This is a genomic window from Marinomonas sp. KMM3893 (genome assembly GCF_004352855.1).
In the GTDB taxonomy this organism is placed as follows: domain Bacteria; phylum Pseudomonadota; class Gammaproteobacteria; order Pseudomonadales; family Marinomonadaceae; genus Marinomonas; species Marinomonas arenicola.
Map to the genome: position 1 here is coordinate 580,153 of NZ_SJSC01000003.1, position 23,992 is coordinate 604,144.

The window sequence follows — 23,992 nt, forward strand, 5'->3', positions numbered from 1 at the left end:
TATGGTAGCACATAGTTCAGATGATGTGAGGGGGACGCTCTACATAGTTGCAACCCCAATAGGCAATCTTGATGATTTTAGTATAAGAGCTGAAAAAACTTTACGCGATGTAGACTATATTGCGGCAGAAGACACTCGTCACACCCGTCGATTGTTGAATCATTTTGGCATCGAAGCCAAACTTTTTTCGATCCACGATCATAATGAAAAAGACAAGTCTGAGTACGTCGCTAGCTTGTTGGAAGAGGGGAAGAATGTTGCCCTAGTATCGGATGCCGGCACGCCACTTATTTCTGATCCGGGTTACCACATTGTCAGTTTCTTGCGTGCTCGCGGCTTAACAGTGACACCAGTGCCTGGTGCTTGTGCTTTGATTTCTGCCTTGTGTGCTTCGGGCTTACCAACGGATCAGTTCTTTTTTGCAGGGTTTGTCCCAGCAAAATCAAAAGCACGCTGCGACTTGTTTGAGTCATGGAAAAAACAAACTGGTACGGTGGTTTTTTATGAATCGACGCACCGTATTTATGATTCAATTAAGGATGTTTTAAATGTTTACGGGGATGATGCTAGATTGGTCCTTGCCCGTGAAGTAACCAAAACGTTCGAGACCTTTTTGTCGGGCACAGCCGCAGAAATTCTTGCTATGTTTGATGCCGACGCAAACCAGATGCGCGGTGAGTTTGTTGTCATGCTGAGCTTTATTCAAGAAAGCGGCGACGAAAAAGAACTTGAATCAAAGCGTATCTTGGGCATTCTTTTGGAAGATTTACCTGTTAAACAAGCCGCGTCGATGGCGGCAAAATTAACCGGAGAGAAGAAAAATCACCTCTATAAAATGGCCTTGGAAATGCAAGGCGAGTAGCGTTTTTTCTTGATCGTTTGGTCGAATCTAATGTGAGCACTGAGTGTTTACATTAGATTAAGACTGAGTATACTCGTTGGCACTTGTCGGAGTGCCATTTGGCTGAGATCGCATATTTAGTGCGGGATCCGCAGAACCTGATCGGGTTAAGACCCGCGTAGGAAACAAGAAAGTCTCCATTTTCTTATCTGCATCAAATGAACTCCTGTGTATTTTGTTCGATTGATGTCGCGTCATTTTTCCTCATTCAAACAGATCCGCAGGACTCATCTTTTTTGCGATATAAAACGCCTAAATAACGGGCTTTTGTTTCGTAAGACAGCACCCCAGACAAGCAATTCTCTATTTTTTTCTTAGTAGGAACTGCTTATGTCGACACCACAAAAAACCACCAAAAAAACACGCGATCAAGCACGCCTTGACGCCAAATCTTTTATTGAGTCATTGCAAGCAAGGCCTTTTCCTGCCTCTGAGCGTATTTACCTAACCGGCTCAGAAGACTCTATTCGTGTGCCTATGCGCAAAATCAATCTGACAGATACGCCGATCGGATCAGACCCAGACAACTTAACGTTTGAGCCAAATGAAGCGATTTACGTGTATGACTGCTCAGGCCCTTACGCCGATCCTGAAGCCAATATTGATGTCCACCAAGGGTTGGCTCCCATGCGCGCTCCTTGGATTGAACGTCGAGACGACACGGATGAATTACCCATGGTGTCGTCAGAATTTGCTAAGGCACGATTAAGTGATATTGCTCTAGAATCCCTGCGTTTTCAAAACCTGCTGACTGTTCGTAAAGCCCGTAAAGGCAAGTGTGTCACTCAAATGCATTACGCCAGACAAGGCATTGTGACACCAGAAATGGAATACATTGCACTGCGTGAAAATCAAAATCTAGACGCGATAAAAAGCGAATTGTTGCTGAAGCAGCATCCCGGCCAAAGTTTTGGTGCAAACATTCAAACACGCATTACCCCTGAATTTGTTCGTGATGAAGTCGCCGCTGGGCGCGCCATTATCCCCGCCAATATTAATCACCCTGAAAGCGAGCCGATGATCATAGGTCGTAACTTTTTGGTGAAAGTGAACGCCAACATTGGTAACTCAGCCGTGACCTCGTCGATTGAAGAAGAAGTCGAAAAATTGGTCTGGTCAACCCGTTGGGGCGCCGATACCGTGATGGATTTATCAACCGGTAAAAACATTCATGAAACCCGAGAGTGGATCTTGCGTAATTCGCCTGTGCCGATCGGTACTGTGCCGATTTACCAAGCGTTAGAAAAAGTAAATGGCGTTGCCGAAGCGCTAAATTGGGAAGTATTCAAAGACACCTTGATCGAACAAGCGGAGCAGGGGGTGGATTACTTCACCATTCACGCGGGTGTGCTGTTGCGTTTTGTACCAATGACCGCTAAACGCTTAACGGGCATTGTGTCTCGTGGTGGCTCCATTATGGCGAAGTGGTGCTTGGCTCATCATCAAGAAAGCTTCTTGTACGAACGTTTTCGCGACATTTGTGAAATTTGTGCCGCCTACGATGTGTCGCTTTCATTGGGCGATGGGTTACGCCCAGGCTCGATTATGGACGCCAACGATGAAGCCCAAATGTCAGAGCTGCGTACTTTGGGTGAGTTGACGAAAGTGGCTTGGGAATACGATGTGCAAGTGATGATCGAAGGCCCTGGGCATGTGCCAATGCAACTGATCAAAGAAAACATGACGGAACAATTAGAGCATTGTCATGAGGCGCCATTTTATACCTTAGGTCCGCTGACACAAGACATCGCCCCTGGCTATGATCACATTACGTCGGGCATTGGTGCCGCACAAATTGGCTGGTATGGCTGTGCCATGCTGTGTTACGTGACGCCAAAAGAACATTTGGGTTTGCCCAATAAAGAAGACGTTAAAGAAGGCTTGATCACCTACAAAATTGCGGCTCATGCAGCCGATTTGGCAAAAGGCCATCCAGGTGCTCAAGTGCGCGACAACGCCTTATCTAAGGCGCGTTTTGAGTTTCGCTGGGAAGATCAATTTAACCTTGCTCTGGACCCAGACACGGCGCGGGCTTATCACGATGAAACCTTGCCTCAGGCATCGGGCAAGGTGGCGCATTTTTGTTCGATGTGCGGACCGAAATTCTGTTCAATGAAAATCACTCAAGAAGTGCGTGATTACGCAAAAGGCTTAGAAGATCAAGCGGCTGTTGCGGCTGAGCATGAGGCAGAAACAGGGATGCAAAAAATGTCAGAACAGTTTCGTGAACTAGGCAGTGATGTTTACTTAACGACAGATAAATTAACGACAGATAAATTGGCGTAAGCCGAGGAACGACTATGAATCAACTTCCGGTTATTTGGCAAGTTGGCGCGCGACAGGCTACGGCCTGTTCGCGCGCCTTGTCAGCCACGGTTGCTGAGCATTTAAAGTGTGTTGTAAAGCATATAGACACGTATCGGCAAGCCGAGCCGTCAAGCGTCTCTTGTTCGTTTGCGCAGTTTGATGACCAATGGCAAAGCTTGCTTGATCAATCGATGCCAGATGTTATTTATTTGCATTCATTACCATCAAATGAGTTGGTGGTGTGTTGTGCTAAATGGCTTAAGCAAATCAAAGCTTTGTTGCCGTCGGTTAGTGTGGTGTTGAACGCTGAGGTCAATGCCAATGTGAATTGCCATCGTTTTTTAACGGAATTGATAACCAACACAGATCTCATTGTGGCGCCCAAGCGTCAGCTTGATTGCTTGGTAGGATGCCTTAACACAGGGTCAGTAACGGACATTAACACTGCGTTGCAGCCTTGGCTTTCTGTCTCTGAGGCCAGCTGGCTTTTGAGCGATGAGCAGAGCGGAGCGCTGTGCTTGATAGCGAACCAGAAATCGTGCGGTTTTTCCCTTGCGGCGCATCATCAGAAATTATCGCAAACTCAACAAGACGCCCGTACCTTTTCGTTGGCCTGCTTCTTAGCCCATGGTTATGACACCTTGGATGCCATCACTATGAGCCAGACCTATTTGGCCAGTGATCTCGAGGGCTGTGCAGGTTGGCCGAAACACACTCAGTATTTGCCCAGCATCACAGCGCTCAGTTCAGTGGCGTCCGCGGACGTGAGTGATTTGTCATTTACTGCTATCGATATGCAGAAATTTGGTTTGTATCCGGTGGTGGATTCGCTCGCTTGGCTGGAATTGGTGCTCGAAAATGGCGCGACCACAGCTCAGCTGCGAATCAAAGACCCTAGCGTTTCAACGTTAGACAGCCAAATTAAAGGCGCTGTGGCACTGGGTAAGCGTTATCAGGCTCAGGTCTTTATTAATGATTACTGGCAAAAAGCCATTGAGCATGGCGCTTTTGGGATACATCTTGGCCAAGAAGACTTAGCGGTGGCGGATTTGAGTGCCATTAGTCAAGCAGGCTTGGCGCTGGGCATCAGTACCCATGGTTATTTTGAAATTGCCAATGCGATGAAGATTCACCCTAGTTACATTGCTTTGGGTCATATTTTCCCTACTCAAACCAAGGACATGCCGTCGCAGCCGCAAGGTCTTGTACGCTTAGGCTTCTATGCCTCCTTGTTAAAAGGAGTGTATCCGACGGTGGCCATTGGTGGCATTAATGCCGAACGTGTGGCGCCCGTGTTAAAAACAGGGGTCGACAGTGTGGCCTTGGTGACCGCGATCACCAAGGCCGATAACCCAGTGCAAGCCACACGGGACTTATTGTCTTTGTATCAAACAGAAAAGGCGGCTTTTGATGAGTAACGAGATCACGCTTTATGTGAACGACAGTCCACTGTCCTTTTTGGGAAAGACGGTAATGGATTTATTGCATCAACTGGATAAGCCGTCTCAAGGCATTGCGGTGGCCATTGATCAAACCGTGGTGCCTAAAAGTGTGTGGGCAACAACCATGCTTGAAAGCGATATGAATGTGTTTATTTTTGAATCCATTGCAGGGGGTTAATGTGTCATCTTTAATGATTGCAGGTCATGAGTTTTCATCGCGCTTATTCACTGGCACTGGCAAATACGCCAGCGCCGATGCGATGATGGCGTCGATTAACGCCAGTGGTAGTGAACTGGTGACTTTGTCTTTACGTCGTATGGATTTGAAACATCAAAGTGACAATATTCTGCAGCCGTTACAGCAGCATGGTATTAAGCTTTTGCCTAATACCTCAGGGGCTCGCACGGCAAAAGAAGCGGTGTTTGCCGCACAATTAGCACGAGAAGCGCTGGAAACAAACTGGGTCAAGTTAGAAATTCACCCTGACCCAAGGTATTTAATGCCGGACGCGATAGAAACATTGGCGGCGGCTGAAGAGCTTGTGAAACAAGGCTTTGTGGTGATGCCTTATGTGCACGCTGATCCTGTGTTGTGCAAGCGATTGGAAGAAGTGGGGTGTCAATGCGTGATGCCACTTGGGTCGCCAATTGGCTCTAATATGGGCTTAGCGAGTAAGCCTTTTCTGGACATTATCATTGAGCAAAGTCAGGTGCCTGTGATCGTTGATGCGGGCATTGGCGCGCCATCGGATGCCGCGTTGGCATTGGAAATGGGCGCCGATGCCGTGTTGGTGAATACGGCCATGGCGGTAGCACAGAACCCGGCGCAAATGAGTTTGGCCTTTAAAATGGCGGTAGAGGCAGGGCGCTTGGCGTATGAATCGGGCTTGGGTGAAAAGCGTCAGCAGGCGCAAGCGTCGAGCCCTTTTACGGACTTTGTTGGTAGCTTGTCATGAGCGCGGTGAAACGACTTCATATCAGCCCACAAAGTCCCGAGGTTGAAGGGCAATTTAGTTCCGTACTGGCGTCTCAATCGTGGCAGCAAACTGCGTTATTGCATGAGTCTATTAATGAGCAGGATGTGAAAGTCGCACTCGCCAAAAAACGACTCGATATCAAGGATTTTGCGGCGCTAATTTCCCCCGCCGCAGAGCCTTATTTGATGCAAATGCTGGCAAAGTCAGAACAGCTGACACAACAGCGTTTTGGTAATACGGTAAGTTTGTTTGCTCCTTTGTATTTGTCTAACACCTGTGCCAACGAATGCACTTATTGTGGCTTTTCCATGAGCAATGCGATTAAGCGACTGACTTTAAACGAAGGACAGCTCGCAAAAGAAATCGCCGCCATAAAAGGCAAAGGCTTTGATAGTATTTTGTTGGTCACAGGCGAGACGAACAAGGTATCCATGCCCTACTTTGAACGCATGATTCCATGGATTAAACCGCACTTTAGTCAGCTTTCTATGGAGGTTCAGCCATTAGAGGCTGAAGAGTATAAAACTCTGCAAGGCATTGGTTTGGATGCGGTATTGGTCTATCAGGAAACCTATCGCCGGCAGACGTATTTAGAGCATCATCTACGGGGCAATAAATCCGATTTTAATTATCGTCTCGACGCGCCAGATCGAATAGGGCAAGCCGGCATCCATAAAATCGGCTTAGGGGTGTTGCTGGGCTTAGAAGATTGGCGTACCGATTCCATCATGATGGCTAAGCATCTTCGTCACCTTCAAAAGCGATATTGGCGCAGTCGTTTTAGCGTGGCGTTTCCTCGCATTCGTCCTTGCGAAGGCGGCATAGTGCCTAAATCAGTGATTTCTGATCGTCAACTGGTGCAATTGATTGCGGCGTGGCGTTTGTTTGATGCGGATTTAGAAATGAGCCTGTCTACGCGTGAGTCCGCTGAATTTCGAAATCATGCGGTGCGGATGGGCTTCACTACGATGAGTGCCGAATCCAAAACACAGCCTGGCGGGTATGCCGAAGACGCGCAACAGGCCTTAGAGCAATTTGAAATCAGTGATGAGCGCCCGGTAGGTGAGATTGCCAAAATGATTCGCCAACAAGGACGTGAGGTTATTTGGAAAGACTGGGACCCGTCGCTTAGTCATACACACTCGTAAGGAATTAATGCCAGCAGAGGCATGCAAGAGGCGTGAAAACTTGAGAAGATAAGATAACCCCATCGGAATGCTCACAGACGACATTCCTATGGGGTTATTTTTTTGTCTTGAGTCATCATCGATAGGGGGAATTATGTGGTATCAAAAAGAAATTAGGCTGCCCAGCAAGCCAAGAGGTTTTCATTTGATCACGGACGATATTGTGCGCGCTATGCCAGAGTTAAAAAGGATGAAAATAGGGGTATGTCATGTCTTTATTCAGCATACTTCGGCCTCGCTGACCATCAATGAAAACGCGGATGCCACAGTGCGCGAAGACTTCGAAAATTATTTTAACCGAACCGTGCGAGAAGGAGAGTCCTATTACCGTCACAATGACGAAGGCGATGACGATTTACCCGCTCACATAAAGACTAGTCTGCTCGGGTCCAGTGTACAGATTCCAATCAGTAACGGCGCTCTTAATATGGGAATCTGGCAAGGCATATATTTGGGAGAACATCGAGATTATGGTGGCGAGCGTTCGCTTGTTATTACGCTTAATGGAGAAGAATAATGAGCAAATTAACGTTAGATAGCGCCGATAAAGTCAAAATGACGGACCAGCTAAAAGCCTATTTAGAGCAGGAGTTCGACCTGTCAGTTGGGGCCTTTGAGGCGGAGTTCTTATTGGACTTTATCACAGATAATTTTGCAGCAACCTTTTATAACAAAGGCTTGGCAGATGCCCAGCAAGTGATGCAAGAAAAAATGGAAACCTTTAACGATGCTATTTATGAGCTAGAAATGTCGTATTAATGGCTGCATTTTAGAGCAAAACGCATCAGGTCTTTTTTGTTGATTGGCCAACCGTGCTGATTCAAGCAATAAAAAGAAACTTTGCTGACAGCGGCCTGACAAGATTTACTAAGAGGTGTCAACCCTCTGACACACACTGACAAAAAAGCGTTTTATAATAACCTCATCCCAGAAAGCTTGTTCTCTCCCTTAGAGCAAGTTGAATGACGAGTAATGGTCTAAAACCTGAAGATGATGCGGGTTTTAGATGATGAGCAAGAGTAAAGCGTTCTTTTGTGATAGTCGTTGAGTGTTGCCCCAGTTGTAAAAAGCTGGGGCTTTTTTTGCTTAAAATAAATAATTAGGTATGAAAGAGGTTTATAAAAAAGAAAATAGAGATGGCGTTTATATAATATAAAAAATCAAAATCCGATTGTGAAAATCATTTTAATTCAAAAGTTTTCGTCTGCACTGTTTTGGTGTTTTGTTGTTTTTGTGCTCTTTTTTGGAACGTTTGTTGGTTAAATGTATTGAATTCTATTAATGTAGCTCTCTTGTTTTACGCTGCTTTGGTAAAGCATAGGGGTTGCATGAACTAACTTTTTAAACTCTTTTTGGAAATGTGACTGGTCACTAAAACCTAGGCTAAAAGCAAGATCGGAAAGCTCAATGTTATCGCTGTGATTGATATTGTAGACTGCGGATTGGCAGCGCACGATGCGACTAAACAGCTTAGGTGTGACACCAACATCATCAACAAACAAGCGCTGTATTGTGCGCCTTGTGTAGCCAGTCAGTGCTTCCATGTCTTGTATCTTTATATTGCCATTATTCGCATAAATACTTTGTATCACCTGAGCGGTGGTTGCGGAGCATTTCCTTGCTATCTGACAGTCATAAAATTGCTCAAAGTATGAGACTTGTTGAACAAAGTTTTCTGTGTTTACTATTTCTTCAAATAACTGATTTGTATCAGGATTTATGTCTAATAATGTCTGTTTTGTGCTCACCAGTTCTTGCGCCGAAGTGGCCAGAAAATCTGGCATCATACCCGCTGTAAAACGCACCCCAAAATAGCGATGCCCAGCGGCTAAATCGATACAGGTAGCTTCCAGTGGTGTGCCATAAACTTCTGCACTTGGGTGGCTGCTGTCGCAATCAAACAGAATATCAACGCAACCATCTGGTATGGCAAATACCGATTCCTCTTGGTCGCTAACCTCAAAACTATAAAAGTGCGAAATAGACGCATTGTCCGAGTGACACAATGAAAACTTCTGAGCGGCACTTAACACTAACCAAGGCTGTTTAGAGCGAATGCTTTTTAGATGTGATAGCAATAAATGAGTAGACATGGCTCACACTCGTTATTTAAAACAATAAAGAACCCTAGCAAATTAAGTGCCAAATAATTTTTATAAAATATAAATAGGCATGTCCCAAAAATACAATACCTAATAAAGCCGTATTACTAATATCGAAATGCCTGCTGGGTTTCTTTGTTAAATATTAGGTTTTTATAAAGATTACTCTTAATTAGCAGAATTTAATTCAATCTTATATTTAGGTGATGCTATGTCTGACAATACAAAAATTGATTTCATTTATCTTTCCGAGCAAGACATGATCAAGGCGGGCGTAACCGACATGCCGACTTGTGTTGATACCATGGAGGAAATGTTTGCGCTGCTTTATAAGGGGGATTATCGCATGGCGGGTGCCAACAATGATTCCCATGGCGCCATGGTCACTTTTCCTGAAAAAACAGACATTCCTAATATGCCACATCACACTCCGGATCGTCGTTTGATGGCGATGCCTGCGTACCTAGGAGGTGACTACCAAACTTGTGGTGTGAAATGGTACGGATCAAATATAGCGAATCGTGAAAGAGGTTTACCGCGTTCTATTTTAATGATGACACTAAACGATGTTGATACTGGTGCGCCGTTAGCTCATATGTCTGCTAATTTGTTGTCGGCTTACCGTACTGGGGCCGTACCGGGAGTGGGAGCGCGTCATTTAGCACGTAAGGATTCAAAAGTTATTGGTCTTTTGGGCCCTGGAGTGATGGGAAAAACTTCTGTAGCAGCCTTCATGGCGGTTTGTCCGCAGATTGATACATTAAAAGTGAAAGGGCGTGGGCAGAAGAGTTTGGATGACTTTTTAACTTGGGTAAATGTCACCTTTCCACAAATTACCAATGTTCAAGTGGTAGACACCCTAGAAGAAGTGGTTCGGGACTCTGATATCGTGACCTATTGTAATTCAGGGGAAACCGGGGATGTATCGACTTACCCAATTGTAAAACGGGAATGGGTTAAAACAGGGGCGTACATTTCGATGCCAGCTTATTGCCGTTTAGACGCAGGGCTTGAACAAGATGATGTGCGCAAAGTACTGGATAATCCAGGGTTATACGACGCATGGTATGAAGAAGCTCCAAAGCCTTCCCATATGTACATTCCTATCATTGGTTGCCGCTTTTTAGACATGGTTGAAGAAGGGCTGATGAACAAGGATAGCCTAGAAGATCTAGGCGCCATTGCTGCAGGTGCCGCCCCAGGCCGTAACAATGAAGAAGAAATTATTATTTTATCTGTGGGTGGATTACCAACGGAAGACGTGGCTTGGGCGACTAAAATTTACCGTAATGCAGTAGAGAACAATATTGGCGTGAAACTGAATCTTTGGGATACCCCAGAGCTTCGCTAGTCCACTCAAATCTCAGAAGGGCATAAGCCTTGATTCTTATGCTCTTCATGTTTCTTTTCTGTGTAAATCAGGTAATCCAATGACGCATATTACGAAAGTGAAAACCGGATCTAAATTCGAAGAAGCGGCCAGTTATTCCCGCATTGTCGCGGTCGATAATTGGATTTATGTATCCAATACCGCAGGTCGAAACCCTCATACTAAAGAAATAGCAGACGACCTTCTGTTACAGACTCAACAAGTGTTTGACAACATTGAAACAGCCTTAGCTGCCGTGGGCTCTTGCCTAGCGGATGTTGTCATGTCTCGAGTGTTTATCCAAAACCCAGCGGACACCATGGCCGTGATGGACTTTATTGGCACTAAATTCAGAGGAATTGATCCCGCGACGACGGTTACCTCACCCCCATTAGGGTCCAGCGAATATAAGGTCGAATTAGAAGTCACCGCTTACCGTGGTGCCGCAACCGCGACAATAGAAAAAATACAGTTGGCTTAATCGTACACGTACATCAGGTTAAGTTGGACCGGCTTGGTCTTTAGATTTCAGCGCTAGACAGGACAAGGGTATGACGAAAACACTCGATAGATTTAGCACCACGGATGAACTGCCGACGGAAACGAAAGTGGTGATTATTGGTGGTGGCATTGTAGGTGTCTCTGCAGCATTGACTTTAGCAGAGCGAAATATTCCCGTTGTATTGATCGAGAAAGGGCATATAGCGGGTGAGCAGTCATCGAGAAACTTAGGTTGGGTGCGCAAAACTAGCCGCCATGCAGCGGATGTTCCATTGGCCATGGCAGCAGATCGTTTGTGGTCTGAGATGCCGCAACGTGTAGGGCATAGTTTGGGCTACCAGCAAGCTGGGATTATGTTTCTTGCAAAAGATGATGAGCAAATGGCGCTTCATGAAGCTTGGGTCAATTCGGTGCAATCGTTTGATCTCGATTCCACCTTGTTGAGCTCTCAGCAAGTTAAACAGCGTGTGCCTGGCGGAAAAGGGAACTGGGTTGGTGGTATTTACACTGGCTCTGATGGCCGAGCGGAACCTTCTATTGCCGTGCCTATGATGGCCAAAGCGGCCATAGAGAAAGGCGCCATTATTGTTCAGAATTGCGCGGTTCGTATGTTGTCGACTAGCGCGGGGAAAGTCAGTGGTGTGATCACTGAAAAAGGGGAAATACGCTGCGAGCAAGTGTTGCTTGCCAGTGGGGCTTGGTCGCGCCGCTTTTTGGGTAATCACGGGGTGTCGCTGCCAACTTTACCTGTTATTTGTTCTGTGATGCGAACTAAGCCAATGACAGGGCCTACTGATATCGCCGTAGGGGGGCCTGATTTCTCTTTTAGAAAACATCAAGATGGCGGTTTTATCGTGACTCAACGTGGCGCGTTGGATGCCCCCATTACGCTTGACCATCTTACGGTTGGTTGGCGTTACCTGGCGCAGTTACGCGCTCAAAGAAGCTTCTTACGAGTGTCCGCAGGACGTTACTTCTTTAAAGATCTATCTCTTAAACGACGTTGGAAGGCCAATGGCATTAGCCCGTTTGAGCAGATTCGTACGATGGACCCAAAGGTTAACCCAGCTCTTAATAACGAAGCGATGACCAATCTCCGTAATGCTTGGCCCATCTTTAATCAGGCTGAGATAGCGGAAACGTGGGCAGGTCTTATTGACATAACACCGGATTCGAATCCGGTTATTGATCGAGTCAGTCAACTGCCTGGGCTCACCCTCGCCACAGGGTTTTCAGGACATGGCTTTGGCACTGGGCCTGCAGCGGGGCAACTCGCGGCGGACATTGTCTCAAACGCAACACCACTTATTGATCCAACCCCTTACCGATTTGATCGGTTTTGAAATAGTTAATGTCTATTGACTGAAGAGGAACATTATTATGAGAGATCTTAGCGCGACACAAACGGTAAACCTACCCCATGGCCATGCTTTAGCAACGGCTAAGTCTAATAAAATAGGCCTACTGACCATGATGTCCATCTGCATCGGTTTGGTGATTGTTCAAGGGGCTATGATTTCTGGTTTACAGGGGGTGGGGTTAGGTGGAACGACCTTCTTGTTTGCTATGCTAGCCGCATTGCTTATTTCTCAGTGTAACGCCATGAGCTTTGCTGAATTGTCACTGATGTTTCCTCAAGAAGGAACATTAGCTACTTATACGCAAAAGGCCATTGGGCATTTCCCCGCGATTGTTGCTGTTTTTGCTGGCTATGTGGTCGTGGCAAGTTTAGCAATACCAGTAGAAATGTTCTTGGTAGATGCCATGGTCGGTGAATTGCTGCCTGGCGTGTTTCCAGAAAAGGTTATCCCTTTAGCGATTCTGGTTGTGTTGAGTATTACGAACCTGGTCGGAGCTGATGTGTTTGCAAAGGTGCAGAATGTACTGGCATTTATTTTGGTGAGTGCACTGATTATTTTGGGCTTGGTAGCCATTACTGGATTGGATGAGCCTCACGGGGTGATTTCTGGTACTCAGGTAAGTTGGGGATTTGATGGGGTCACAGATGGCAGCTTTATTGGACTGATTGCTTTGGCTATGTGGTTATTCGTTGGTGCTGAGTATATTTGTCCAATGATAAAAGATGTAAAAAAACCGCAAACAAATATTCCACGCGCCATGCAGCTGTCGTTGTTTGCCATCTTTGCTATCTTTGCGACTTTTATTTATGGCGCAAGCTTATATCTGAGTACTGAAACGTTGCTAGGCTCACCCATTCCATATCTAGATTACTCCAATGCGGTATTTGGGAAGGCGGGGTTATTTATTGCGACCATCATGGGGTTAGCAGCAACGTGCAGTACGATTAATACTATCTTGGCTGCACTGCCACGGATGCTGCATGGTATGGCACAAGATAAGCAAGCTTTCCCTGTGTTAAAGGCCACAAATCGTTTTAATACCCCTTGGGTTGGGATCATCATGATGGCATTGCTGGCGTGTGTTCCTTTCTTAGCTTTTAACATCGACTCCTTGATTGTCTTAGTGATTGCGGCAACCACCAGTTATCTATTGGCTTATATTATTGCTCATGTGGACGTGATCGTACTGCGTATGCGCATGCCGAAACACCAGCGACCTTACAAAGCGCCGTTTTACCCACTGCCTCAAATAGTGGGCATTTCAGCCATGGTCTATGTGGCTTTAAATAATTCCCCATCCCCTGAAATGACGCAAACCGTGTACAGCATTGCCGGTGGCATGTTGGGTGTAATTTGCTTAATTGCCGCACTTTGGGTGAAGTTCTATATGAAGCGAGATTTATTTGCTGCCGACATGGACTAAATGACTTAAAGGTGGAAACCAAAAGTCAGAGGAGGCTGTGGTTTGCTCTGGCTTTTGGTGTCTTTGTCTTTGCTCATCACATGAAAAGAAGGACGATTATGCTGTTTTCAAAGAAACGATTACAGGTATTGGAAAGTGAACTAACGGCGCTGAAAAATGAGAAGGGTGCATTGGAAGTGCAAAACAAATTGCTGAAAGATGAGTTGGAAAACAATGCATTAACAGTGAGAGCAATGCCTCATGCGAGCGCTTATCTTTCTCCTTTTATCAGTGAAAAACAGGCCACGTTAGGGACAGTGTTGGTGGCTATCAATGAGATCACCGGACGTTTATTTGAGCCCATGAGTGCATCAGAGGGTGCTAATGAGGACATCAATAGGAATCAGCAGGAGATCGCCAAGCTTACGCAAGATATGTCCGATATGGTGACGAAAACGGCACTTAGTTTACAAGAGATGAGTGCCTTAAAAGACATTACAATTGAGATAAAAGGTTTTATAGACACGATTCAAGGCATCTTCGAACAAACCAATTTGCTGGCACTGAATGCCGCGATTGAAGCCGCGCGGGCTGGTGAACATGGACGAGGTTTTGCCGTAGTGGCTGATGAGGTCAGATCGTTAGCCAATAAAGCAGGACAATCTAGTGAAAGCATTTCTTCTTTAGTGCAGAGAATTGACGAGCGTACTCATCTTGTTTATCAACAAATAGATGGCCTCCATCATAACTCACAAGCACTCAATCATTCGTGTTCAGCATTGGCAACCTCGTTTTCTAATACCGCCAAGGATACGTCTGTCTTAACAAAATCTGCTTATCAGTCGATGGCATTTGCTCATTTATCAGCGGCGATTGTTGAGCTGACGCAATGGCAATCCGAGAATGTGTTAGCGGTATTAAAAGGTGACTCTGCTGGGCTGAATAGGGATGTTAAACAAACGCAATTTGCTGATTGGTATTACACAGGCAGTGATAACGAGTTTGATTTTCGCTCACAAAACAGTTATCTGAGAATTTCGGCTGAATTAGATCAACTTAATGCCCTAGCGCAACAAATCCAAAAAATGTCAGAGATTGATATGCCGTTGCTAACGTCTATTGATCAAAAAATGACGGAGCGAGTAAATGCGGTGCATATTCAGATGCAGAAGATACTCGACTATTTGTTTGCCAGAATCTGAATGCGTATGTATTCGCCTATCAGCAAGTCTCAGTCGGTATTAAGGCTACGCGACGAGTTATTGCGGATTTTCATTTACAGTCTAATGACAAGTTTGGCATCTTATTCCTCGCTCTTTGGCATTGTTTGGCGAATTTATCGCCATAATGGATGACAACAAATCAGTAAAGAAGGGCTTAAGGAAGCATTATGATGAATCGTAGAAAAGTGGGTATGTTGAGTGTGGTTGGTTTAAGTGCAGCGATTATGGCCGCTACCGCGACAAACGTTCTTGCAGACACACAATCGCCATTACCAAAAGCTCATAGCGCTGCGCCAAGTACCGAACAGATTGCTGATAGCATGGCGTCTGATATGGCAAAGAAACTTCATTTGAACGCCGCAACAGAAAAGAAAGTGGCCAAATTATTTAAGACCGACGGTGAAGACATTCGCCAGTTGCAGATGAAGCTAAGTGAAAAACGCCATGAGTTAAATAGCCTGTCACCCAATGATAAAGGCTACATGAAAAAGGTGGATAAATTGGCCAGTGAAAGTGGCAATATCACCGAAAAACTCACCATTGAATACGCTAAAAGTCGTGCTGATTTATACGCACTGTTAACGCCTAAGCAAATCGACACGTTAGAAAATTATGGCAAGCAAGCACCTAAAGCACCGAAAGAAAGCTAGCTATTAGCGTAAAAATCGGTTCAACACCGATAGACGATGCCTATAAGAATAAAGCCTCAGAGGTAAAAGACTGAGGCTTTTTTTGTTTATAAGCGCGGCATTCTTGGGTGCTTGTGTTTTGCTGTGACTGTCATTCGCTATTCACAGAGAAAGGTATAGGGTCTTGGATTTCATAGTAAGACGACTTAAATCAAACTTGTGTGAATATTAGCCAGTGTGGCGAGGGAAAAGGAGTATGCTAATCAGTGCGTTTTGATTAGACAAATTTATGTCTTTCTTAAGGTTCGTAATAGGAGTGCTTTTTGATGAAAGTGAGACGTTATGGAGTTTAAAGATTATTACAAGGTTTTAGGCTTATCTGAGCAAGCGGATGCTTCGGCCATCAAAGCCGCTTACCGTAAACTGGCCAGAAAATATCACCCCGATGTCAGCAAAGAAAAAGACGCTGAACAGCATTTCAAAGAAGTGAATGAAGCTTATACGGTATTAAAAGACGGCGAAAAGCGTGCTGAATATGACCTGTTGCGTCAACAGGCGACACATCAGGCCGAAGGTGGGTTTAGGGCGTCCTCTGATTGGCAGAATGCGAGTAGTGACCATGCAGGCTTTGGGCAAGAAGCTGGTGGTGACTTTAGCGATTTTTTCGATTCAATTTTCGGTGCACAAGCCAGAGGCTCAACCCATTATTCAAATAGTCGTCGTTCGGTGAACCAACGTGGGCGCGATATACACCACAAAATCGCTCTTTTTCTAGAGGAAGCCTTTGAGGGGTGTCAGCGACAGTTATCGTTGCGAGTGACTGAGCCTGATGCAAACGGCGTGTTAAGGCCGCGCGACAAAACCTTAAAGGTGAAAATTCCCGCTGGCGTGATGCAAGGTCAGCATATCCGTTTGGCTGGGCAGGGTGAAGCTGGCATTGGCGAAGGAAAAGCCGGTGATTTGCTGCTGGAAATTGAATTTGCCCCTCACCCTTATTTTGCCGTAGACGGCCGAAATATTCTGCTGACGTTACCAGTCAGTTGTTGGGAAGCGGCATTAGGTTCGTCCGTTGAAGTGCCTACACTAAGCGGCAAGGTAAAATTGAAAGTGCCCAAAGGCGCCAACAGCGGTAATAAGCTGCGCATTAAAGGCAAAGGCTTGGCTGGTAAAGAAGGGGGGCAAGCGGGTGATCAAATAGTGACCTTGCAAGTCAGTTTGCCTTCATCACACAGCAGTGAAGCAGAGGCGTTGTATCTAAAACTGTCTGAGTGTGAAGCAGACTTTAACCCACGCCACGTTTTCGAGAGGTAGATTATGTCTAAGTCAGAGATAGTGGTAATTGAATCTTCGCCAAGCGAGCATAGATTGTTTAGCTTAGAGGAGGTTTGCGAACGTTGTGGTGCGCATACAGAGATCGTTGTCGAAATGGTCGAATACGGTATTGTTGAGCCGGTTGAACAAGCTTCGGCCTCGGTTTGGTACTTCAATACGCAAGCGGTGGTGAGGTTGCAGCGTGCACAGCGACTCATGGATGAGCTTGAATTAAACTTATCAGGTGTGGCGCTCAGCCTTGAGTTGTTGGATAAAATTGATGGCTTGCAGAAACACATAGTAGTGCTTAAAAGCCAATTACCCTGATGTCATGCACCATGATTAAAAAACACGCCTAGATGGCGTATTTAGAGACAGTAGAGCCAACTGCCCCTTGGTTCTACTGTTTTTGAATCTGATAACATGCCTTACGCGTCACTCAAAACGTTCTAAATCGCAGAGTGAGCGCAGAGCACTTGTATCCCTTAGCCTTTATTGAACATAATATGGTTATGCATTACGCGGCGTGATCGGCGCTTTTTTGCCTCGTCCCCATAGCACGAGCAAGGCCAATGAAATATACACGGCGTTCACCGGCAGTACGTTGAACTCTCCTCGCGATGAATGAAAACAAATAGCGATCAATTGCAACAGAACGCAGGCGGCCGCAGCAATGACGGTGAGGCGCGGCGCAATGCGCGTAAGGGATGGCAATATCAGTCCTAGGCCGCCGGCAAAATCAACGAGACCTAAAAAATGCACAAATGCCAGAGGGTATTGTCCTGTCCAAGGCATCATTGCCGAGAGTTGGTCGATAGGAGTCATGGTCTTCATGACGCCGGCCATAATAAAGACTCCGGCACCCAATAATTGGAAGATCCAAATGCTGGCATTTAATGGTTTTGAAACCCTGTTGGGTGTGATGGCTGTACTAGACATGTTTTTTTCTCTAAAAGTGGGTTCAGTTGGTATCAATGGGCGCTAGTATACGAAGGCGTTACATTTAAAAAAATCGGATATTTTCGAATAAGACATTCAATTAATATGAATAAGATGAACGCTATAACATTGGATCAGTTTTCTGTTTTTATGACAGTGGTGAAAGAGGGCAGCTTTGCGGCGGCGGCACGAAAGCTACATCGCGTGCAGTCTTCTATTACTTACACGGTGCAAAAATTAGAAGAGCAAAGTGGCGTGGTGCTTTTTGATCGTTCTAGCTATCGGGTCTCTTTAACGGAAGCTGGCTATGCATTGTTGCCTAGAATTAGCCGAATTTTAGAAGATTTCGCCGAGTTTCGAGTGCAAACGGAAACCATGACCCAAGGTGTAGAAGCTGAGCTTACCTTGGTGGTGGACAATTTTTTGTCCCTGTCTGTGATGACTCCTGCGTTAGAGAAATTTAAAGTCGCCTATCCAAAGGTTCAGTTACGAATTAACGCCGCTTGGGCTCAAGATGCGGTGCAGCAGTTAATCAATGGGGAAGCGGATTTAGGCGCGTTTTTTGGCAATAAGAACTTACCAGCCGAGTTAGAGTATGAGGTCATAAAAGACATCGATCTGGTTGCGGTAGTCGCTCCGACGCACCCATTAGCGCAGCTGCCAGCCAATATTCCACGGGATGAATTGCGCGACCATTTGCAGATTATTGTTTCGAATCCTAAATCGTCACGTGACTCGCCTGCGTTCGGTATTGTTGGAGTGAATCAATGGCGCGTAAATGAATCACGCCTGCGCTATAGCTTGATTATGGCGGGTATTGGCTGGGGAAGTATGCCAAGGCCGATGGTGGCCGCCGAGATTGAGCGCGGTGAATTAATTGAGCTAAAGCCGGCCCGTTGGGACTCTTCTGATCGTATGCCCAGAGTGGCCGCCGTGATCGCAAAATGCCGTAGTACAGCGATAGGTCCAGCCGCGACCTTCTTACGCAATGAAATTGCAGCGGCAGCAGAAACCAATTAAGACAGCTAAAAGTAGGCGTTGCTTGCTTGTAACCAAAGTTGCTTGCTTGTAACCAAAGTAGCGTGCCGCCCGTGCCTTTCTAAGGTGCGGGCGGCTTGCGGTTAACTGGCTACTGTGTTGAATAACTCAAAGTAGGTCGGGAAGGTTTTTGAGGTACAACCTGGGTCATTGATGGTGACTGGCGTGTCGGAAAACGCAACCAGTGAAAAACACATGGCAATGCGGTGATCATTGTAAGTGTCGATTGCCGCATGGTTTAGGGTAGCGACAGGCGTCACTGTAATAAAATCTTCCCCTTCGATCACATCGGCGCCGAGCTTTTTCAGTTCAGTTGCCATGGCGTACAAACGGTCTGTTTCTTTTACTCGCCAGTTATAAATGTTACGGATGGTGGTTGGGCCTTTAGCAAACAAGGCGGTAGTGGCAATCGTCATGGCCGCATCTGGAATGTGGTTCATGTCTAAGTCTACGCCATTTAGCTCATGATGCTCTGCTTCAATCCAAGTAGGGCCGTAGGTGATTTTTGCACCCATTTGCGCGAGTACATCCGCAAATTTAACATCCCCTTGAACGCTGTCTGAACCCACGCCGTGTACCTTGATTTTTCCGCCTGCAATGGCCGCTGCCGCTAAGAAGTATGACGCCGAAGAGGCATCGCCTTCGACCATGATTTCGCCAGGGCTTTGGTAGGTTTGTTGGCCTTTTACGACGAAAGCTTGGTAATTTTGGTTTTCTACTTCAACGCCGAACTGCTTCATCGCATGCAAGGTGATGTCGATGTAAGGTTTAGACACCAATTCGCCATCGACATTAATCGTCAAATCGCCTTTTGCGAGTGGTGCACTCATCAAAATAGCGGTCAAAAATTGGCTAGAAATGTTGCCCTTAATAGAGACTTCACCACCGGATAGTCCAGAGGCTTTAATGCAAAGTGGCGGGTAGTTTTTCTCACCTTCATAGCGAATGTCGACACCCAATGCTTGTAGTGCATCGACTAGGTCGCCAATAGGGCGCTCGTGCATGCGAGGTTCGCCGTGTAGGTGAAATTCGCCTTGTCCTAAGCAAAGTGCAGCGGTCAGTGGGCGCATGGCGGTGCCTGCATTGCCTAAAAACAAATCGCCAAAATCGGCTTGGATAGGACCAGCCAGACCTTCCAAAATACAAGTAGTGCCTTGGTCTTCTAGAGAATACTTCACCCCTAATTGTTTTAGGCTGGCTAGCATGTGTTTGATGTCATCGCTGTCTAGCAAGTTGGTGATTTTAGTGGTGCCTTTGGCAAGTGTTGCCAGCAACAATATACGATTTGAAAGGCTTTTTGAGCCTGGAATTTGGATTTCGCCATTGGCGTGCTTAAGAGGGCCAAGTGTGATTGAGTTCATTATACATTCCGTTAGAGGTTTACATATGTTCGTTTGATGACGACGAGTGACTCATCGTTGTTTATTCATTATCGCTAAAGTCATCGATCAAGGCGCCATTATTGAGAGCGGCCATGTCGAGTTCATTAAGAGCTTGGTAGGTGTCTTCGATGGTTTGAATGCGCGCATTGGCGCTGTCATAACTGTCTTGATAAACACTACTGGCTAGCATGCTAATTAGGTTCATGACGCTGGCGTAGGAATCAAAGGCGGACACGCCTCGAACCACGCAAGAGAAATGTAAGTCACTAATTTCATGAGGGTTTACATCGGCATGATCGGTGATGTAAATCAAGAGTTGGCCTTTTTTACGCAGGCTAATCATTAGGTTTTTCAACCAAGAAGGGCGTCGTCTTACGCCCATAATAATGACGATGTCGTCCTTGCTAAATCCCGCGACTTCTTCACCCAAGGTTTGACCCGGTAATGGCAACAACTGTACGCCAGTACGACATTGGGTAAGTTGCTGGCGAAGGTGTAATCCCAATGCGTGATTGTTTCGATAGCCAATAATATAGACTTTTTCAGCGCGGCTGATCCAACGAACGGCGGTTTGATAGTCTTGGCTATTGATGGACTCTAAAGTGCGTCGAATATTGCTCTGATCACAAGTGACATAGTCTTGGAAAAGCGTCGACAGAGGACGGTTTTCTGGCTGCTTTTCCGCTATTGGGGCTCCCCAACGGCGAGCAGCACGAACCTGCTTTTTTACCTCGGTGAAATCCTTATATCCCAAACGCTGTAACAAGCGTGTGACCGCTGATTTAGAGACGTTAGCCAATTTAGCCAGTTCGGTGGCCGAATACGTTGCGATATCACCTTGGTGATTCAGAATGCAGGCCGCCAGCTTTTGCTGAGTAGGCGAAAGCTGGTCGTAAATAAGCTTAATTCGTTGTTCTATCGATTGATCTTGCATTATTAGAGTCATTTTAATTCGCGAATTGACAAATAATGAAGGAAAACGCGGCGACAGGGAAGGGGTTACTCTAAGTTAGTCACGGATTACGTGCTCAAAAGAGTCAAAAGTTTTATCTTTTATTATTCTGAAACAAATGTATTATCTAGAAATTGATTTAACCACGATTCGCCGACGATGCATTTGCATTCTGAGGTGCCACTGTAAGGAGTGTTCATGTCTCAATCTGCCACTGTTTGGTATGGGGTTAACCTGGCTTCAGAACGATTAGGGGCCAAAGCCCTGTTTGCAAACGACGATTTTTTTGCTCCGAAAGAAAGGATGCTACAAGACAGTGACCCTGTGTTTATTGCAGGCAAATACGATGACAATGGGAAATGGATGGACGGCTGGGAGACTCGCCGTAAACGCGAACAAGGTTACGATTATTGCGTCGTTCAATTGGCGGTGCCAGGGCGCATAAACAAAATAGAAATCGACACGCGTCATTTTACTGGCAACTACGCACCTGCCGCTATGCTAGAAGCGTGTCATTGTGACGGTGTGCCAACGGCCTCAACAGAATGGACGGCCATTACCAATACGGTGGCGTTAGAAGGGGATGCTCGTCAGCTGGTGGATATTGCGAGTGACCAGGTGTATAGCCATATTAGACTCAACATATACCCTGATGGTGGTGTGGCTCGGCTGCGAGTATACGGTCAACCAGAAGTGGAGTGGAGCGGCTTGGGCGCACAATCACTTGACCTCTTAGCGATGGAAGTCGGTGGTCATGCGATCTGCGCAAACGACGAACATTTTGGTTCTATGCACAATCTGAATCTGCCTGGCAAAGGCATTAATATGGGGGATGGCTGGGAAACGCGTCGTCGCCGAGAACCTGGCAATGATTGGGTAATATTGGCGTTGGGGCATCGTGGTGAAATTGAAGAAATCATCATTGATACGGCTTTTTTCAAAGGCAATTTTGCAGACGCTTGCTCCATTCAAGTCGCGGATGCGGGTAACTTGCCAGACACTACTCTGGCGGCTCAAAGCTTGTATTGGCAAGAGTTGCTGCCAAAATCCAAGCTAGGAGCCGATCAAGAGCATTCTTTTAAAGAGGCGTTGTTGGAGGTTGGGCCTATTACTCATTTGCGCGTTAATATCTTTCCGGATGGCGGCATCAGTCGTATCCGCGCGATTGGCAAGCCAGTTCTCTAAGGGGGCGAGATGCGATTGATTCCTGAACCATTAAATGCCCAAGTGTTTGCGCCTTTTGGCGAGGTGATTGAAGCCACCGATGCCGCGCCGTCTTTTTTTATCAATGGGGGCACGACCCAGCGTTTTCATGATCTGGCTACGGTGACCATGATGGAAGAGGCAGAAGACTCGCAGGGAAGCCGTCCTGTGCACGTAGGCATCAGTGTGTTTCGAGGCCAGGCTAGGCGCTTTCCTATGATGATTACCATGTTGGAAAGACACCCCAAAGGATCGCAAGCATTTATGCCGTTACAAGAGCGTCCCTATTTTGTCGTGGTTGCTCCTCCAGGAGAGAATGATGAGCCAGACCTTAGTCAGCTGCGATTATTCTACGCAAGTGGACAGCAAGGGGTGAATTATCACCAAGGTACTTGGCATCATCCGCTATTGGCGTTAGAGCAAACATCGGACTTTTTGGTGGTGGATCGCATTGGTGGTGGCTCGAATTGCGATGAATATCCATTCCCTGACGGCCAGTCGTATGTGATCGATACTGGTAAATAAGCGGAGATCATTTGCGGTAAAAGTGAGATGGCTTAGAATAGCAGGATGTTCACCATAAGAAGAAAGGAAAGCCTGTTATGCGCCATCAATATCACCCATTAGGATTTGAAGGATCTCGGATCGCTCAAGGCTTCTGGCGTTGTCTAGAATGGGGTATGTCACCCGCCGAGCGCTTGGGCTTTATTGAAGCTTGCTTGGACCTTGGCGTGACCACATTCGATCATGCGGACATTTATGGTAAGTATCAATGCGAAAGCCTGTTTGGAGAGGCGTTGGCCTTGAAGCCCGCGTTGCGCGATAAGATGGAAATCGTTACCAAATGTGGGGTGCTTTTACCGGCTGAACGCCGTCCAGAGATTGGCCTTCATCGTTATGATTATCGCAGTAAGCACATTATCGAAAGTGTCGACGCGTCGCTGGCGGCATTACAATGTGACTATATTGATACCTTATTATTGCATCGTCCTAGCCCCTTGTTGGACGCCGATGAGGTTGCGCAGACGCTCGATCACCTTTTCACTCTTGGCAAAGTAAAGCATTTTGGTGTTTCCAACTTCAGTGCGGCCCAGTTTGATTTATTGCAGTCGCGCCTTGATGCCCCTCTCGTGGTGAACCAAGTTGAGCTTTCGCCGCTGGCACTAGAGCACTTTAAAGATGGGACGTTAGAGCATGCGCAACAACACGCCGTTACTCCAATGGCATGGTCACCGTTTGCTGGCGGCGCTGTCTTTAGTGGCGAGGACGACAAAGCCGAGCGCATCAGAAGTGTGCTGCAAGCGATAGCGAACAACCGTAATGTGACCATGGATCAGGTGGTGATTGCTTGGCTATTGCGTCACCCTTCGGGTATTTGCCCAGTGATGGGGTCAGGTAAAATAGAGCGTCTTGAACGCGCTGTTGATGCCACTAGGTTGCTATTAAGTGACGATGACTGGTTTAGAATTTGGATTGCCTCACAGGGGCACCCGGTGCCATAACAGGGTCGATACCCATTATCTAGGAAAGGCCGCTTAAGGATAACTTAAGCGGCCTTTTTGTTTTTGTCTCAAATCCCCATCGTTTTTTAAACGCTTTTGATCGAATGTGTACAAGCCATGCAAAAAAATTGCATTTTTTTGGAACTTATCGAAAAGTGTAAGGTCAGTAAGAGGGTAAAAGAATGGTAATGATAATGAATATCGATTGATTTTGGTTTTTTGCATTACAAATTCCGTTCTTATCTTTTTTAAAATCACAGGGTA

At 46.2% G+C, this 23,992-nt stretch carries 24 protein-coding genes and 1 riboswitch; of the genes, 20 read left to right on the forward strand and 4 right to left on the reverse strand.

What is annotated here, in order from left to right:
- Position 1 precedes the first annotated feature (1 nt).
- The 8 genes from rsmI to E0D71_RS10640 all read left to right on the forward strand — a co-directional run bounded on the left by rsmI (position 2) and on the right by E0D71_RS10640 (position 7,573).
- Positions 2-862 carry a 16S rRNA (cytidine(1402)-2'-O)-methyltransferase gene (gene rsmI, locus E0D71_RS10605; protein WP_207923366.1) on the forward strand — a complete coding sequence of 287 codons (861 nt, stop codon included), beginning with the start codon at positions 2-4 and terminating at the stop codon, positions 860-862.
- A gap of 77 nt (positions 863-939) precedes the next feature.
- Positions 940-1,043, forward strand: a riboswitch (TPP riboswitch).
- 188 nt (positions 1,044-1,231) lie between these two features.
- Positions 1,232-3,187: a phosphomethylpyrimidine synthase ThiC gene (thiC, locus tag E0D71_RS10610; protein WP_133003276.1), complete on the forward strand. Its 1,956-nt coding sequence runs from the start codon at positions 1,232-1,234 to the stop codon at positions 3,185-3,187.
- Positions 3,188-3,201: 14 nt separating this feature from the next.
- Positions 3,202-4,626 (forward strand): thiamine phosphate synthase, encoded by a 1,425-nt coding sequence (gene thiE / locus E0D71_RS17400; RefSeq protein ID WP_165942982.1) that lies wholly within the window; start codon positions 3,202-3,204, stop codon positions 4,624-4,626.
- A complete protein-coding gene (thiS, locus tag E0D71_RS10620) occupies positions 4,619-4,828 on the forward strand; it encodes a sulfur carrier protein ThiS (protein ID WP_243712019.1) in 210 nt (69 codons plus the stop codon). The genes thiE and thiS overlap by 8 nt, the downstream gene beginning before the upstream one ends.
- Before the next feature lies 1 nt (position 4,829).
- Positions 4,830-5,606, forward strand: a complete 777-nt coding sequence (locus E0D71_RS10625) for a thiazole synthase (RefSeq protein WP_279433441.1) — start codon at positions 4,830-4,832, stop codon at positions 5,604-5,606.
- Positions 5,603-6,775, forward strand: a complete 1,173-nt coding sequence (gene thiH, locus E0D71_RS10630) for a 2-iminoacetate synthase ThiH (protein ID WP_133003277.1) — start codon at positions 5,603-5,605, stop codon at positions 6,773-6,775. Before E0D71_RS10625 ends, thiH begins: the two co-directional genes overlap by 4 nt.
- A 133-nt stretch (positions 6,776-6,908) precedes the next feature.
- The gene (locus tag E0D71_RS10635) at positions 6,909-7,331 is read left to right on the forward strand and encodes a secondary thiamine-phosphate synthase enzyme YjbQ (protein ID WP_133003278.1); all 423 of its coding nucleotides are present in this window, start codon (positions 6,909-6,911) and stop codon (positions 7,329-7,331) included.
- Positions 7,331-7,573 (forward strand): DUF2164 domain-containing protein, encoded by a 243-nt coding sequence (locus tag E0D71_RS10640; RefSeq protein WP_133003279.1) that lies wholly within the window; start codon positions 7,331-7,333, stop codon positions 7,571-7,573. The genes E0D71_RS10635 and E0D71_RS10640 overlap by 1 nt, the downstream gene beginning before the upstream one ends.
- Positions 7,574-8,073: 500 nt before the next feature.
- Here E0D71_RS10640 and E0D71_RS10645 read toward each other — a convergent pair whose 3' ends face one another.
- On the reverse strand, positions 8,074-8,907 hold the full coding sequence (locus tag E0D71_RS10645; protein WP_133003280.1) for a helix-turn-helix domain-containing protein: 834 nt from the start codon (positions 8,905-8,907) through the stop codon (positions 8,074-8,076).
- Between the two features lie 220 nt (positions 8,908-9,127).
- Here E0D71_RS10645 and E0D71_RS10650 point away from each other — a divergent pair, with 220 nt between their 5' ends.
- The 8 genes from E0D71_RS10650 to E0D71_RS10685 all read left to right on the forward strand — a co-directional run bounded on the left by E0D71_RS10650 (position 9,128) and on the right by E0D71_RS10685 (position 17,039).
- Positions 9,128-10,267 carry a tyramine oxidase subunit B gene (locus E0D71_RS10650; RefSeq protein WP_133003281.1) on the forward strand — a complete coding sequence of 380 codons (1,140 nt, stop codon included), beginning with the start codon at positions 9,128-9,130 and terminating at the stop codon, positions 10,265-10,267.
- Between the two features lie 79 nt (positions 10,268-10,346).
- On the forward strand, positions 10,347-10,766 hold the full coding sequence (locus E0D71_RS10655) for a Rid family hydrolase (protein WP_133003282.1): 420 nt from the start codon (positions 10,347-10,349) through the stop codon (positions 10,764-10,766).
- A gap of 70 nt (positions 10,767-10,836) precedes the next feature.
- Positions 10,837-12,129 carry an FAD-binding oxidoreductase gene (locus E0D71_RS10660; RefSeq protein WP_133003283.1) on the forward strand — a complete coding sequence of 431 codons (1,293 nt, stop codon included), beginning with the start codon at positions 10,837-10,839 and terminating at the stop codon, positions 12,127-12,129.
- Between the two features lie 37 nt (positions 12,130-12,166).
- On the forward strand, positions 12,167-13,570 hold the full coding sequence (locus E0D71_RS10665; RefSeq protein ID WP_133003284.1) for an APC family permease: 1,404 nt from the start codon (positions 12,167-12,169) through the stop codon (positions 13,568-13,570).
- 98 nt (positions 13,571-13,668) lie between these two features.
- A complete protein-coding gene (locus E0D71_RS10670) occupies positions 13,669-14,751 on the forward strand; it encodes a methyl-accepting chemotaxis protein (RefSeq protein ID WP_279433442.1) in 1,083 nt (360 codons plus the stop codon).
- A gap of 188 nt (positions 14,752-14,939) precedes the next feature.
- The gene (locus E0D71_RS10675; RefSeq protein WP_133003286.1) at positions 14,940-15,422 is read left to right on the forward strand and encodes a Spy/CpxP family protein refolding chaperone; all 483 of its coding nucleotides are present in this window, start codon (positions 14,940-14,942) and stop codon (positions 15,420-15,422) included.
- Between the two features lie 321 nt (positions 15,423-15,743).
- Entirely contained in the window at positions 15,744-16,712 is a 969-nt protein-coding gene (locus tag E0D71_RS10680; RefSeq protein ID WP_133003287.1) for a DnaJ C-terminal domain-containing protein, read from the forward strand.
- A 3-nt stretch (positions 16,713-16,715) separates the two neighbouring features.
- Complete coding sequence (locus tag E0D71_RS10685) at positions 16,716-17,039, forward strand: chaperone modulator CbpM (RefSeq protein ID WP_133003288.1); 324 nt, start codon at positions 16,716-16,718, stop codon at positions 17,037-17,039.
- A 183-nt stretch (positions 17,040-17,222) separates the two neighbouring features.
- On the opposite strand, the gene E0D71_RS10690 is transcribed toward E0D71_RS10685, so the two are convergent.
- The gene (locus E0D71_RS10690) at positions 17,223-17,651 is read right to left on the reverse strand and encodes a DoxX family protein (RefSeq protein WP_133003289.1); all 429 of its coding nucleotides are present in this window, start codon (positions 17,649-17,651) and stop codon (positions 17,223-17,225) included.
- A gap of 105 nt (positions 17,652-17,756) precedes the next feature.
- Between E0D71_RS10690 and E0D71_RS10695 the strand changes: the two genes are divergently transcribed.
- The gene (locus E0D71_RS10695) at positions 17,757-18,671 is read left to right on the forward strand and encodes a LysR family transcriptional regulator (protein ID WP_133003290.1); all 915 of its coding nucleotides are present in this window, start codon (positions 17,757-17,759) and stop codon (positions 18,669-18,671) included.
- 101 nt (positions 18,672-18,772) lie between these two features.
- On the opposite strand, the gene aroA is transcribed toward E0D71_RS10695, so the two are convergent.
- Together aroA and E0D71_RS10705 are read right to left on the reverse strand one after the other, a co-directional pair.
- Complete coding sequence (aroA, locus tag E0D71_RS10700; protein ID WP_133003291.1) at positions 18,773-20,050, reverse strand: 3-phosphoshikimate 1-carboxyvinyltransferase; 1,278 nt, start codon at positions 20,048-20,050, stop codon at positions 18,773-18,775.
- A gap of 61 nt (positions 20,051-20,111) precedes the next feature.
- The gene (locus E0D71_RS10705) at positions 20,112-21,017 is read right to left on the reverse strand and encodes a MurR/RpiR family transcriptional regulator (protein WP_133003292.1); all 906 of its coding nucleotides are present in this window, start codon (positions 21,015-21,017) and stop codon (positions 20,112-20,114) included.
- A gap of 204 nt (positions 21,018-21,221) precedes the next feature.
- Here E0D71_RS10705 and alc point away from each other — a divergent pair, with 204 nt between their 5' ends.
- The 3 genes from alc to E0D71_RS10720 all read left to right on the forward strand — a co-directional run bounded on the left by alc (position 21,222) and on the right by E0D71_RS10720 (position 23,728).
- Entirely contained in the window at positions 21,222-22,208 is a 987-nt protein-coding gene (alc, locus tag E0D71_RS10710; protein WP_133003293.1) for an allantoicase, read from the forward strand.
- 9 nt (positions 22,209-22,217) lie between these two features.
- Positions 22,218-22,751: an ureidoglycolate lyase gene (locus tag E0D71_RS10715; RefSeq protein WP_133003294.1), complete on the forward strand. Its 534-nt coding sequence runs from the start codon at positions 22,218-22,220 to the stop codon at positions 22,749-22,751.
- Positions 22,752-22,828: 77 nt separating this feature from the next.
- Positions 22,829-23,728, forward strand: coding sequence for an aldo/keto reductase (locus E0D71_RS10720; RefSeq protein ID WP_133003295.1), 900 nt, complete (start codon positions 22,829-22,831; stop codon positions 23,726-23,728).
- The last annotated feature ends 264 nt before the right edge of the window (positions 23,729-23,992 follow it).